13 protein-coding genes are annotated in these 12,373 nt (G+C 57.9%); 8 read left to right on the forward strand and 5 right to left on the reverse strand.

The genetic code is table 11. The features are described 5' to 3' along the window. Window positions 1–67 precede the first annotated feature (67 nt). The 8 genes from AX768_RS26090 (at window position 68) to AX768_RS26120 (ending at window position 7,457) form a co-directional block, all read left to right on the forward strand. Complete coding sequence (locus AX768_RS26090) at window positions 68–817, forward strand: SDR family NAD(P)-dependent oxidoreductase (protein WP_062002981.1); 750 nt, start codon at window positions 68–70, stop codon at window positions 815–817. Between the two features lie 996 nt (window positions 818–1,813). After that, window positions 1,814–2,980 (forward strand): IS256 family transposase, encoded by a 1,167-nt coding sequence (locus AX768_RS26095; RefSeq protein ID WP_061999926.1) that lies wholly within the window; start codon window positions 1,814–1,816, stop codon window positions 2,978–2,980. Window positions 2,981–3,354: 374 nt separating this feature from the next. Continuing rightward, window positions 3,355–4,788 carry a dipeptidase gene (locus AX768_RS32230; protein WP_082779092.1) on the forward strand — a complete coding sequence of 478 codons (1,434 nt, stop codon included), beginning with the start codon at window positions 3,355–3,357 and terminating at the stop codon, window positions 4,786–4,788. A 37-nt stretch (window positions 4,789–4,825) separates the two neighbouring features. Then, window positions 4,826–5,086: a hypothetical protein gene (locus AX768_RS26105; RefSeq protein ID WP_062002982.1), complete on the forward strand. Its 261-nt coding sequence runs from the start codon at window positions 4,826–4,828 to the stop codon at window positions 5,084–5,086. A 369-nt stretch (window positions 5,087–5,455) separates the two neighbouring features. Then, the gene (locus AX768_RS33000) at window positions 5,456–5,692 is read left to right on the forward strand and encodes a hypothetical protein (RefSeq protein ID WP_144022302.1); all 237 of its coding nucleotides are present in this window, start codon (window positions 5,456–5,458) and stop codon (window positions 5,690–5,692) included. A gap of 121 nt (window positions 5,693–5,813) precedes the next feature. Further along, entirely contained in the window at window positions 5,814–6,248 is a 435-nt protein-coding gene (locus AX768_RS26110; RefSeq protein ID WP_062002983.1) for a DUF3429 domain-containing protein, read from the forward strand. Window positions 6,249–6,336: 88 nt separating this feature from the next. Then, entirely contained in the window at window positions 6,337–6,627 is a 291-nt protein-coding gene (locus AX768_RS26115) for a DUF427 domain-containing protein (protein ID WP_062002984.1), read from the forward strand. Window positions 6,628–6,797: 170 nt separating this feature from the next. Continuing rightward, entirely contained in the window at window positions 6,798–7,457 is a 660-nt protein-coding gene (locus tag AX768_RS26120; protein ID WP_062002985.1) for an FMN-dependent NADH-azoreductase, read from the forward strand. An 81-nt stretch (window positions 7,458–7,538) separates the two neighbouring features. Here the strand turns inward: AX768_RS26120 and benD are convergent, their stop codons facing one another. From benD to catA, 5 genes are all read right to left on the reverse strand, one after another. After that, on the reverse strand, window positions 7,539–8,315 hold the full coding sequence (benD, locus tag AX768_RS26125) for a benzoate diol dehydrogenase BenD (RefSeq protein ID WP_062002986.1): 777 nt from the start codon (window positions 8,313–8,315) through the stop codon (window positions 7,539–7,541). Further along, window positions 8,312–9,334, reverse strand: coding sequence for a benzoate 1,2-dioxygenase electron transfer component BenC (gene benC / locus AX768_RS26130; protein ID WP_062002987.1), 1,023 nt, complete (start codon window positions 9,332–9,334; stop codon window positions 8,312–8,314). Before benC ends, benD begins: the two co-directional genes overlap by 4 nt. A gap of 40 nt (window positions 9,335–9,374) precedes the next feature. Then, a complete protein-coding gene (benB, locus tag AX768_RS26135) occupies window positions 9,375–9,863 on the reverse strand; it encodes a benzoate 1,2-dioxygenase small subunit (RefSeq protein WP_062002988.1) in 489 nt (162 codons plus the stop codon). After that, complete coding sequence (locus AX768_RS26140; protein WP_062002989.1) at window positions 9,860–11,218, reverse strand: Rieske 2Fe-2S domain-containing protein; 1,359 nt, start codon at window positions 11,216–11,218, stop codon at window positions 9,860–9,862. Before AX768_RS26140 ends, benB begins: the two co-directional genes overlap by 4 nt. Window positions 11,219–11,326: 108 nt before the next feature. Beyond that, window positions 11,327–12,259 carry a catechol 1,2-dioxygenase gene (gene catA / locus AX768_RS26145; protein WP_062002990.1) on the reverse strand — a complete coding sequence of 311 codons (933 nt, stop codon included), beginning with the start codon at window positions 12,257–12,259 and terminating at the stop codon, window positions 11,327–11,329. Window positions 12,260–12,373 lie beyond the last annotated feature (114 nt).

Genomic DNA, 12,373 nt, shown 5'->3' on the forward strand with positions numbered 1-12,373 from the left:
CCAACGAACAAATGCGGGGTGGTCTCAGCAGTTCTTTCTTGATCTCTCCAACATTCAAGGTCTTAAAATGTCCACTCTCTCAGGCAAGGTTGCCGTTGTTAGCGGCGGAACGTCCGGTATCGGTTTGGCTATCGCACAAAGGTTCGTCGCCGAGGGTGCTCATGTCTTTCTTTTCGGTCGCCGGCAGGCCGAAGTTAATCAGGCCGCCGAGCTGCTCGGGCCAAACGCGACGGCTTTGCAAGCTGATGTCACAAAGTTCGCTGATATTGATCAGGTAGCCGCGACCATAAGGGCGAAGAAGGGTGTAATCGACATCATCGTGTCCAACGCGGGTTTGACGGAGGAGGCTTCGATTGAAACCCTCACGCCTGCCCACTTCGACAAAACGTTCAACCTCAACGCCCGCGCCCCGGTATTCCTGGTCCAGAAGCTTCTGCCGCTGATGACACGGGGTGGCTCGATCGTCTTGGTTTCGTCGGCGATGCACCTCAAAGGCTTTCCGGGCCACACCGCGTACGCGGCCACCAAGGCGGCGTTGCGCTCCTATGCCCGCACTTGGGCTGCGGAATTCAAGGACCGCGGCATTCGCGTCAATACCCTCAGTCCAGGCGTGATCGATACCCCAATTCTCGACTCGCAGGCACCCACGCCCGAAGCGCGCGAGGCTTTGGTGAACATGTACCTCGGAATGATTCCGCTCGGCAGGCTCGGCCGCGCCGAGGAGATGGCCAACGCAGCACTGTTTTTGGCGTCTGACCAGAGTTCTTACATGACCGGCTCGGATTTGATGGGTGACGGGGGCGCCGGCCAAGTCTAGGAAGGCTTGGGTTAATCAAGATCCCGTTTCGATTTGACAGGCGGCGGTACGGAGGGAATTGCAGGCAGCATGGATTCGCACAAGTAACTGCACCCTGCCCCTTCCGCTCGGCTGATAGCCGGAAAGTTGCTCGATGGGCGACACTCGACGGCTAGTACTCAGTGGCGCTCACCCGTCAATATGCCACCGCTAATTTCCCGTGCTATGACGATTCAAAGCAACTGACGCAGGCTGAATTTTTTGCTTGCCAATCAATTCCATAAATGAAGCTTTAAATAGGACAAGTTTGTAGGCCCTCCTTTGGTTGCTGTGGTAACTCTGCCCCATTTCGTCAAGGCCATGTGGATCGTCGATTTTCTCCGCATCGTGGAGAGATTCTTGCCTTGGGGTTCCTTGTGGCAGAGGGCACGACCACACGACCGGTGGCGAACTTGCGATATTCAATATCGCTGTATATATAACCTGTGCTGTAAGTTTGAACAGTATGCCAGCGGGCAAAAATGGACCTCTTGGTCACGCTATACACAAACGAGTCAGTCGAACGCTCGAATGGCTGCGTCGGCATGTCGGTGACGCGGCCATTGGTCATGCTGTCAAACGATGCGCAAAACCGCGCAAACCCTATCTCTGCGCCGTTTGTAGGCACTGAAAATCAAAACGCCTAAGTTTTCGATTCCACGGTGAGAGGCGCCAAGTCCGGTGGCCGAAAGTTCTCCAGCTACCATCCGAAGCATTCTTACCGTGCGGACGTCAGCACCTCGCACGACAGTCGGGGGTTCACGCTAGCGGTTATCGCCAAACGTTAGTTAGTGCAACATTGTTTCTGTAAATTCGTAGCTGCTGGTGTTGCGTGGCTGTGACGGCCGCCGTGATGAGGGCGCGTAGCGCCCGAAGAGCGGAGGACGGCATAGCCGCGCGGCAAAACGCTCGCAGCGTCATAGTCGCAGGCGATTCCTTCGGAGCATTCTTACTCACTCTGACGAAGGAGTCGACAGCATGGCGCAACGCGTAGAACATCATCCCCTTGAAGACGCTTTTGCAGCGCTTCTGCTCAACGGCCTGGACGGCGCGGGCGAAGCCCTGCGCATCCTGGTCAACGAAGCAAGCAAGATCGAGCGGGCGCAGTATCTCAATGCCCAGTCTCATGAACGAACCGCGGAACGAATCGATTATGCGAACGGCTTCAAACCCAAAACCGTCATGACACGCGTCGGCGAACTGACCTTCAATGTTCCCCAGGTGCGCGGCAGCGGCTTCTACCCCAGCGCGCTCGAAAAAGGAACTCGCACCGAGCAGGCGGTCAATCTCGCGCTGGCCGAAATGTACGTCCAGGGCGTCTCCACCCGCAAGGTCACCGACGTCCTGGTCAAGCTGCTGGGGCCGGAGGTGTCGATCTCCTCGACTCAGGTCAGCCGGGCTGCCGAACAGCTCGACGCGGGTCTTGCAATCTGGCGTGAGCGTCCCCTTGATGAAACGCCTTACGTCTTTCTCGATGCCCGCTATGAGCGTATTCGTGAAGCGGGTCACCTCGTCGATTGCGCCGTGCTCGTCGCCGTCGGCATCACGGCAGGCGGTCATCGTCGGGTCCTGGGCGTGTCGGTTGCCCTGTCCGAAGCTGAAGTTCACTGGCGAGCCTTCCTCGACAGCCTGGTTCGCCGCGGCCTCAAGGGCGTCAAGCTCATCGTCTCCGACGATCATGCCGGTCTTAAGGCTGCCCGTCGCGCGACGCTGCCAAGCGTGCCCTGGCAACGCTGCCAGTTCCATCTGCAGCAGAATGCGCATGCTTACGTTGCTCGTCTCGATCAGCGCAAACCCGTGGCGCTCCGTATCCGGACCATCTTCAATGCCCCGGATCGCGCCGAAGCCCAACGTCTGCTGAAGCAGGCGGTCGAACTCTGGGCCGTCGAAGCGCCTGCGCTCGCTACCTGGGCCGAAGACAATCTGCCTGAAGGGTTTGCCATCTTCGAGCTGCCGCATGCCCATCGGATCCGCCTGCGCACCACCAATGGCCTCGAACGGATCAATCGCGAGCTCAAGCGTCGCACCCGCGTCGCCTCGATCTTCCCGAACGCCCCATCCTGCCTTCGTCTTGTCTCTGCCTTGCTGGCCGAGTGCGACGAAGAGTGGATGAGCGGAAAAATCTATCTCAACATGAACGCCTGATCTCCGCTTCTCGATGGAATCGCCTGAACGCTTTTACAGAAAAAAAGTTGCACAACCAAACGTTATGCTTCCGCCGATTCCACCGCCCGGCACCGCCGCCCTCTTTGTGATTTATGAACCGCTGTGTCATGTGATTCACAGACTCAACATGCTTTCATTGGAGTTCGGACTCTGTTCGATGCAGCAGCCAGCCAATTCGTTCGTAAAACTGATGCAAAGTTGCCCAATATACTTATGCAAAATATCATCCTCAAGGGGAGTTGCGTCTGCACACAGTAAATAGGCCAACGCTAACTGCCTCATGTGGCATCAACAAAGGCCAAATCTAACCTCACGCCGTCCCGGCACTTCGGACTTTGCCTTCCAAACCACTCATGATTGCTTCTTTTGACTGGTCCTCGATTCAGACAGGTGCAGCGCAAGCACTGCACGATTCGGTGATCGAGATAAGCGGTTGGATGACGCCGCTCGATCGATCGGCACTCAAGGTCGATTATTTCCTGCTGAGCGTCGACGAACCCTGTTGTGGCGGCTGTATCCAGGCGAATCCGCTGTCGGGTATCGAAGTGTTCGCTACACAGCCCTTTACAGTGACAGGTGACATGCTTCGTTTGCGTGGCCGCTTGCAGCCGCTGTTTGAAGACCCCGCGGGCTGGATTTACCGGTTGGTCGATGCATTTGATCTTCACCCTGCTTCCTCTCCTTCCCACCAATCCATTGGCCGGCGCGCGTTCCTTGCGTCGAGCGCCGCGCTCGGCCTCGCCGCCTGCGTACCTGGACGTTTCGCGGGGTATCGGGACGACGCCAGCGACGCGCCGCAGTGGCAGCCGTCGACCACGTCGCCCACCATCGACATGCATAGCCACGCCGGGCGTGTGATCGTGTCGCGGGACCCGTTGGTCGGCGCGAATCGCCCATTCGTGCCGCTGTCCGCACCCATGAGGGCCGGCGCAATGAATGTGATCTGCCTCGCGATAGTGACGGACACGACAGTGACTCACGTGTCCAGCGACCGCAAGCGTTTCGAAGCGTGGAGAACGCCGCAGCCCGGCGAGTTGTACGCGCTGGGAAAAACAGAATTCGCCCGAGCACACGCGCTTGTCGCCCGCGAAAAGATGCGGGTCGTGACGACCGCAGCGTCACTTCAGGCGCAGGCGTTCTCCGGACCATGCGCGATCATCGCCGCAGAGGGCGGCGATTTCCTGGAAGGAAATATAGACGCGCTCGATGAAGCTTTCACCCAGCATCAACTGCGCCATTTGCAGCTCACGCACTACCGCGTGAATGAGCTTGGCGACATTCAAACCGAGCCGCCCGTCCACGGTGGTCTCACGGATTTCGGTGCCGACGTTATCCGCCGATGCAACCGCCTGGGCATCGTGGTCGATGTCGCCCACGGCACATATGCGCTCGTCAAACGGGCTGCGTCCACATCGACCAAGCCGCTGGTCTTGTCCCATACGGCACTTTCCACGCATCCGGGCGCCCGCTCCCGCCTGATTTCGCCTGATCACGCGCGCGCGATTGCCGACACGGGCGGTGTGATCGGCGTTTGGCCAAGCTCCGGCACGTTCAGCGATATCCACGCGATGGCCGAAGGCGTCAAGCGCATGGCCGATGTCGTCGGAGTCGAACATGTGGGGCTCGGCTCGGATATGCTGGGATTCATATCGCCGCCGGTATTTCGCAGCTACGAGCAGTTGCCATCGCTTGCGAGCGCCCTGTTGTCTGCGGGCTTCACGCAAAACGATGTGACCCAGATACTGGGTGCGAATTATCTGCGCGTGTTCACGGAGTCGGTGGGCTAAAGCTCAATGAATCGCTTATCTGCTTACGGGAGTGACTATGGACGATGTTTTTACGCCGGCGGATGCAATGCGCGCCGATTATTTCTACGAATTTCATGAGGTCGGCAACACAGACCCTTCGACGCCTCTCGCCCAGGTTACAAAGCGGGTTCCCATACCGCACCTGGACACTGGCACGATCGTGGTATTGGGGGTGAATGGAGGCAGCGGACGATACATTGTCGAACGAGTGGAGCTGGACTTGTGGAGCGGCGACGACAGCTCGGTGTATTTCGAGGTGTACGTCACGCAGGGATAAGGTCAGGGACGCAAACAGCCAGGGCGCCAACGTCCCAGGCACATACTCAAGTTCATTGAGGCGCGCAAACGATAAACAGATCGGTGTCTGTTCGCTGCAAATTCCACCGGCGACGGTGACGTGTTCAGCTATCGTCCAGCCATGTGTTGGGACCATTCCACAGATACTAAGGACATCGCAGCGTTGATTTGGCAGACTCACCGAACCCCGATAAGCGCGAAAAGATGCGGCACACTAATTGCCCTTGAAGCAGTGCAGCCATTGCATCATGCGTTTCATTCGCCAGACCCTTCTGATTGGATATCCATCTGGTTCGCGCAAGGGTGCAGCGCATCGCGTACAACCAAACTTTCTTCGTGGGAATCAATTTTGAACAAGCAAATTTTATCGGCAAGTGAAATCCAGCAAGCGATCAACCAAGACCTCGAAAAGGCCGGGTTGGGCTCTTCCTATCGGGTTGGAGTTCCGGTTCGTCTATCGCCGGGTACACCGGATGGACATAATTGGCACTTCATGGATCTGCTGAGTGGCGACAGCAAAGCCATTGAGACGGTCACAGGCATTCTTTCGGACGCGCGGAATCGATATGCATTGCCGGAAGAGTGAGGCATTGCGGGGCAAGTTGCACGCCCTACCCACGTAAAAAATCAGTCGCCCGCACCGAATGCACGCACGAGGACCAGAACAGTTCAAAGGTGGGCGCGTTTCAACCTGAGGTGAAGCTGTCATGACTACGCTCGAAGCGAACACGCCGCTTCCCAAACTGCTCGGCTACGGCGGCGCGATCCCATTTATCGGGCTAGCACTGCTTGTGCACATGCTCGCCAACCATCAAGACGTAATGAGGCATGCGCTGTTGGGCTATGGCGCATGCATCGTGTCGTTCGTGGGCGCCGTTCACTGGGGCATATGGCTCGCAACAAATGGCAAGCGCGCGGCTGGCATTTTATGGAGCGTTGTTCCCTCGATCGCTGCCTGGGTCGTCCTTAGCGTCAACGATCGACTGTCTTGCCTCGCGATGGCGGCAGTACTTGTATCCTGCCTGATTGCAGATTTTCGTTTCCGCCAGCTTGGCGACCTTCCGCAATGGTACGTGCGAATGCGGATTACACTGACTACCGTGGGCGCGCTTTCGTTGATAGCAGGAACCTTTGGCGCGTAACCCTTGAAAGACTGATCGGGTGGCAGCCGCCGTCCCTTACTCGTGTTCGACATCGAAACCCATTGACCTGAACCATCGAGAAAAGCTCATGAAACGCGCAACCTGGAACGGAACGGTAATCGCATCGGCCGCCGATGACGAGATCAAGATGGTGGAAGGCAATTTGTACTTCCCGCCCCACGCGCTGAAACTGGATTATCTGAAGCCGAGCGAGAAGGTCTCGACGTGCGGATGGAAGGGCGAAGCACATTATTACGACGTAGTCGTAGACGGCCAGACGAATGCGGACGCGGCGTGGTACTACGCAACCCCTCTCGACGCCGCACGCGAGATCGCCGGACACGTCGCATTTTGGCGCGGCGTCCGTATCGAGGACTAGCATCTTCTCAAGTGACTTGGCTCAATGCTCGATCAGGGCGATGCAACTCCTGCGCGCGCGGGTTGATGAAAAGTACCAGTGTGATGCCGGTTCAGGTCGCTCAGGAGCCCTGAGTCATCATCTAGACGGTTCTTGAGTTAACCCTCACACCTTTACATACGGAACAACCTATGACCGACCAGTCCGATCAAACGCAAACATCTGCTAACCACGCGCCCCGCCTCTTACACGTGATAGGGTCGCCAAGGGAGTTGCGTTCTGCTTCGCGCGAAGTCGCGGATTCATTCATCACCGCATGGCTCGCGGCAAATAGCAACGGTACAGTCGATACCCTCGACGTGTGGAGCACTGAACTTCCCGAATTCGACGGCTATGCTTTGGGCGCTAAATATGCCGCGTTGGAAGGCCGGGAGCGGACAAGCCAGGAGGTCGAGGTATGGGAAGCGATAACCGCATTGGCAGACCGATTTCGTAACGCGCAGTTGATCGTGTTCAGCGTTCCTATGTGGAACTTCGGAATCCCGTACAGGCTGAAACACCTGATAGACGTGGTGAGCCAGAAAGACCTTCTGTTCACTTTTGACGAGCGTGGATTACAGGGGCTTTTGACTGGCGTCAAAGGCGTAACGATCTCAGCGCGCGGCGCCGAGCTGGGCGCATTCGCTGAACACCAGGGTGCCTATATGTCCACGTGGTACGAGATGGTGGGGATAACGGAGCACCACGACATCGTCGTAGAGAAGACTTTATACGGCTCCGAGGTTGACTCGAAGTCGCGAGCAGCCGGGCGCGATGCGGCGCTGGGTTTGGCACAAAGGCTGAAGGTTTGAAGGGGATGCATCTGAAAGTCCCGTTGCGCGCCCGTGAACCTGAGAAGCTCGATAAAAATGATTGCCACATAGTTGCGATGATCAGCCCGTGTCGCCGCCTGCGACCGGCAACACCGTGCCGGTGATATAACCGGCCTCGTCCGATGCAAGGAACAGAATGGGCGCAACCTGCTCCTCAAGGCTGCCGTATCGTTTGAAAAAGGTCGATTCAGTGACCTGCTGCACCGCTTCGTCCATCCAGGTCTTTTCCTGTTCGCTGTCGCCGGCAGCGTTGCGCGGGACGCGGCGCGGGGGTGCGTCGGTCCCGCCCGGCGCGGTGGCCACAACGCGGATGTTGCGCTCCGCGTACTCCATCGCGAGCGACTGGGTTATCGCGTTGACACCGCCCTTGGCCGCCGAATACGGGACACGGCGTATGCCGCGCGTGGCGTTCGAGGAAACATTGACGATGGTTCCGGCGCCGCGCTCAAGCAAGTACGGCAATACGGCATGGCAGGTGTACAGGGTAGGCATGAGCGAGCGGCGAATTTCCGCATCGATCTGCTCCGGTTCGAACTCGGCATAGGGGCGCATGCGAATCGCGCCGCCGACCCCGTTGATCAAGATGTCGATCCCGCCGAATCGCTGCACTGCAAATGCCAGTGCTGCGGCTGCACCGGCATAGGTCTCGAGGTCGGCTACAAACCCAGCCGTCTCCCCGTCGTTGGCCTCGGCGGCGATCTCGGCTACAAAATCGGCCCGATCAACAAAGAGCACCCTGGCACCTTCGGCGGCCGCACGCAGCGCCACGCCGCGCCCAATGCCCTGAGCCGCGCCGGTGACGACCATGACCTTGCCCTTGAATCTATTCATGGTCATGCCGTCTCCAGTTCTGCATTGGGGGCGAACTTCTCATAGTGGAAACTGCGAGGCTTCACGCCGCTGTCGTCGAAATACTTGCGCACCGCGTCGACCATTGGCGGCGGCCCGCACAGGTAGACATCGACATCGCCATCATTCAACGCCCCGGCCGGCACATGCTGCGTGACCCAACCTTTGCGGGGATGGGCTGAATCCGCATCGGCCACAACGGTGTCGTAGCTGAAATTGGACAACTTCTTCCTGTACATCTCAATGGCGTCGACGTGCACCAGGTCGAGGTCTCGGGTCACGCCATAAATCAGGTGAACATGTTGTTGCGAGTTGGCTCGCGCGAGCACTTCCAGCATCGACAGGAACGGCGCCAGTCCCGTACCGCCGGCAATGAATAGCAGCGGCCGCTCAACGGCGCGCAGATAGAAGCTGCCAAGCGGCCCGGTCAGCTCGACCATGTTGCCTGGTTGTGCCGATTCGAGCCAGGTGGTCATCACGCCTCCCGGAATCTTCTTGATCAGGAAACTGATTCTGGATTCACCCGGCGGCGATGAAAACGAGTACGAGCGGTGTCGGCCGCTGCCAGGAACGTCGATGTTGACGTACTGCCCCGGGAGGAACGCGGGCGCCGCACCGTCCACCTCCAGTTCGAGAACGACGGCCGCGTCGTTATGCGGTTCCACCTTCGTTACTGTCGCGGCAAACGTGCTCTTCCCGGTCTTGCAGACGGTGGAAGATGCCGGCACGGCGATCACGCAATCGCTTTCCGGGACCATTTGACACGTGAGTACGAGCCCGCTGTCCTTCTCGTCATCGCTCAGCGCGTCCTCGATGTAATCGTCGCCAAGGTCGTAGCTGCCGCTCTCAGCGCGGCACTTGCACGTCCCGCAGACACCGTCCGAGCAATCCATCGGCAGATTGATTTTCGCGCGGAAGGCTGCATCGAGCACTTTCTCCCCCGGCTTGCATACGACGAAGCGAGTGACGCCGTCCTCGAAGTTGAGTGCCACGTTGTAGCTCGGCATGTTGCCTCCTTTTCTGCAAATGTATTACCGGCGCTTGCCATCAGACGTGGTACACGTCGAGCACCTGACGGATATAGTCGTTCTTCAGCACGATTCGCTTGTTGGAAATCAACAGGTCGTCGCCGACCCTGCGCAAGGTGACGAACATGGTGCCGAAAAAATAGTCGGTGATCCTGTATCGATGACTCAGCGTGTTGAAGTTGTAACGCACGTCCACTTCGTTGCCACGTTCGGCCAGCACCTCGACATTGGTCACGTTGTGGCTGGTACGCGGTTCAGGCATGGAAGCACCACTGCGTTCGGTCTTGATACGGAACACGCGGTCTTCCAGGCCGCCGCGATCCGGGTAATACATCAGCGAGATCTGGCTCTCGTGGTCATCGGTCAGCCGGTCGTCGTCATCCCACGCCGGCATCCAATAGGTAACGTCCTCGGTGTAGCAGGCGAGCCAGTCATCCCATTCGCGGTCATCGAGCAAGCGCGCCTCACGGTACAGCAACGCGCATATGGTGTGGTAGTCGAAGCTCATACGACCGCCTCCCCTTGCTCCTTTTTCAGCGCATCGCGCATCAGTCTTACCCAGTATTCGTGCTGGGTTACAAAGAGCCCTTCGTCTTCGCTGCGCTCACCCGAGATGAGCGGGTTGAGACCCATGCTTTTCGCATTTCTGTCCGGGCCATCGACCCACAACGGAGCGCCGCGCGAGAGGTCGTTCCACAGTGCAGTGGTGCCTGCGTAGCCGGCCTGGCACGCGCGGAACTCCTCGAGGTCATCTGCGGTGCCCATTCCCGAGACGTTGAAGAAATCCTCGTATTGGCGAATGCGGGTGGCGCGGTCGGCTGCACTCTCGCCTTTTGGTGCAAAGCAGAAGATGCTGACTTCAGTTTGACCAACGCTCAACGGACGGACCACGCGAATCTGGGTGCTGAACTGGTCCATTAAAAAGACGTTCGGATACAGGCAGAGATTGCGAGTTTGATTGACGATGAAATCTGCTTTTATGCCGCCGACCCGGGCCTTTATTTCTTCGCGTTGTTGATAGACCGGGCGCACTTCCGGATTCATCGAATTGGTCCAGAGCAGGATGTGACCGTTGTCGAATCCGTACACGCCGGCAACCGACTTGCTCCAGCCGTTCGCATCGACAGCCTTGGTGCCATCGACCTTGCGCCGGCCCATGGTCGCGGCGTAATTCCAGTGCACGGTGCTGACGTGGTAACCATCGCATCCATTCTCCATCTGCATTTTCCAATTACCGTCATAGATGTACGAGGAATTGCCACGCAACACTTCAAGCCCGTGAGGCGCCTGATCGACGATCTGGTCGATGATGACCTTGGTCTCGCCGAGGTGGTCCTCCAGCGACATGGCGTCGGCATTGAGGCTGCCGAACAGGAAGCCGCGGTAGCTCTGAAACCGCGGTACCTTTTTCAGGTCATGCGAGCCGTTCGAATTGAATTGAATGGGGTATTGCGTGGTCTTCTCATCTTTCACCTTCAAGAGCTTTCCGGTGTTGGCGAATGTCCAGCCGTGAAACGGACACGTAAAGCTGCCTTTGTTGCCATGCTTGCGCCGGCAAATCATGGCGCCTTTATGAGCGCAGGCATTGATGACCGCGTGAAGTTCTCCGGCCTTGTCTCGCGAGACGACTACTGGCTGACGGCCAATCCATGTGGTGTAGTAATCGTTATTGTTGGGAATCTGACTTTCATGCGCCAGATACACCCAGTTGTTTTCGAAGATGTGTTTCATCTCCAGTTCGAACAAATCGGCATTCGTAAAAATATCGCGGCGGCAGCGAAATACACCAGTCTGCTTGTCGTCCTGGACGGCGGCGTGCAGCAATTCATCCAGCAGCACGGACTTTTCGATGATTACGGACATAGAGGCTCTCCCTGTGCAGGCTCCGAGCATGGAGCCGTGCACCGGTGTCAGTGATTTTTTTCGAGGGATCAAGCGACGGCAGCGATACCGGGCAGCCGCTTCAGGCGATCAAGCCGTAGCTGATACGCGCGGACGATGGACGACCTGGTTGTCCTTGCCCTGGACGAGCGGCGTCAACGCAAAGTTGAACTCGATTTCCCGGTATGCGTCGGATTTGAGGCCGAGCGCAATGCCACCGGTCCTCTCGACCACAGGCGCAATCAAGTCCTCGCGGGTCGCATAGGCAAAGTCGTCCCAGATCAGCGGGTCGCCTTCAATATTGATTTGCGTGGTCAGCTTGCGGTGCTTGTCGCTGCCGGCGAAGAAATGCACATGCGCCGGACGGTTGCCGTGGCGCGCGAGCACGTTCAGCAGTTGCTGAGTCGCGCCATGCGGCGGGCAACCGTAGCCGACCGGCATCAGCGTACGAAACTCGTACTTGCCGTCGACACCCGTTTTCACCGCCCCGCGCAAGTTGAATTCGCTCTGCGCTCCGGTCGGATCAAAGTGCGAATAAAAGCCTTTAGAGTTGGCGTGCCAGCACTCGACAATCGCATTTGCAACGGGCTTGCCATCCAGTCCGGTCACGGTGCCACGAATGACCAGAGGGCCCGCTTCCTGATCGGGGTCGCTGTCGATCTTGGATACCCCGTCGTGCACTGGCGCACCGGCGACATAGAGCGGGCCTTCAATGGTACGCGGCGTGCCCCCGTTGATCTCGGCTTCCCTGTCCGCAGCATCCATGCGAATGTCGAGGTACTTTTCAATGCCGAGGCCAGCGGCGAGCAACGCCGCTTCGCCATCCTGACCAAGCTTGTTGAAATAATTGACGCCGGCCCAGATTTCATCGGGTGTCATATCGAGGTCGTCGATTGCCTTGAATAAATCGCTCAGCAGGCGGCCGACAATCTGTTTGGCGCGAGCATTGCCGCTCTGGCTCTCAACGTTGGCAGCAGCCTTCAACAGGTCTTGCGCTTCTTTCGTAGCGAAAACTTTCGTCATTGTCTTCTCCAGAATCTTTTGTGCTTATGGTGGGGGTTAACCCCTGTTTCAACGCAGTTGCAGAATGCCTGAAAGGTATAATCGGGCGTTGAACAGAGCGTAAAAACAGAATAA

Source organism: Burkholderia sp. PAMC 28687 (genome assembly GCF_001577465.1).
Lineage (GTDB): Bacteria > Pseudomonadota > Gammaproteobacteria > Burkholderiales > Burkholderiaceae > Caballeronia.

What these genes read in the sequence shown, in the direction of transcription:
- AX768_RS26090 (WP_062002981.1), top strand. Translation starts at nt 68, where the DNA reads ATGTCCACTCTCTCAGGCAAGGTTGCCGTTGTTAGCGGCGGAACGTCC.
- AX768_RS26095 (WP_061999926.1), top strand. Translation starts at nt 1,814, where the DNA reads ATGGCGCAACGCGTAGAACATCATCCCCTTGAAGACGCTTTTGCAGCG.
- AX768_RS32230 (WP_082779092.1), top strand. Translation starts at nt 3,355, where the DNA reads ATGATTGCTTCTTTTGACTGGTCCTCGATTCAGACAGGTGCAGCGCAA.
- AX768_RS26105 (WP_062002982.1), top strand. Translation starts at nt 4,826, where the DNA reads ATGGACGATGTTTTTACGCCGGCGGATGCAATGCGCGCCGATTATTTC.
- AX768_RS26110 (WP_062002983.1), top strand. Translation starts at nt 5,814, where the DNA reads ATGACTACGCTCGAAGCGAACACGCCGCTTCCCAAACTGCTCGGCTAC.
- AX768_RS26115 (WP_062002984.1), top strand. Translation starts at nt 6,337, where the DNA reads ATGAAACGCGCAACCTGGAACGGAACGGTAATCGCATCGGCCGCCGAT.
- AX768_RS26120 (WP_062002985.1), top strand. Translation starts at nt 6,798, where the DNA reads ATGACCGACCAGTCCGATCAAACGCAAACATCTGCTAACCACGCGCCC.
- benD (WP_062002986.1), bottom strand. Translation starts at nt 8,315, where the DNA reads ATGACCATGAATAGATTCAAGGGCAAGGTCATGGTCGTCACCGGCGCG.
- benC (WP_062002987.1), bottom strand. Translation starts at nt 9,334, where the DNA reads ATGCCGAGCTACAACGTGGCACTCAACTTCGAGGACGGCGTCACTCGC.
- benB (WP_062002988.1), bottom strand. Translation starts at nt 9,863, where the DNA reads ATGAGCTTCGACTACCACACCATATGCGCGTTGCTGTACCGTGAGGCG.
- AX768_RS26140 (WP_062002989.1), bottom strand. Translation starts at nt 11,218, where the DNA reads ATGTCCGTAATCATCGAAAAGTCCGTGCTGCTGGATGAATTGCTGCAC.
- catA (WP_062002990.1), bottom strand. Translation starts at nt 12,259, where the DNA reads ATGACGAAAGTTTTCGCTACGAAAGAAGCGCAAGACCTGTTGAAGGCT.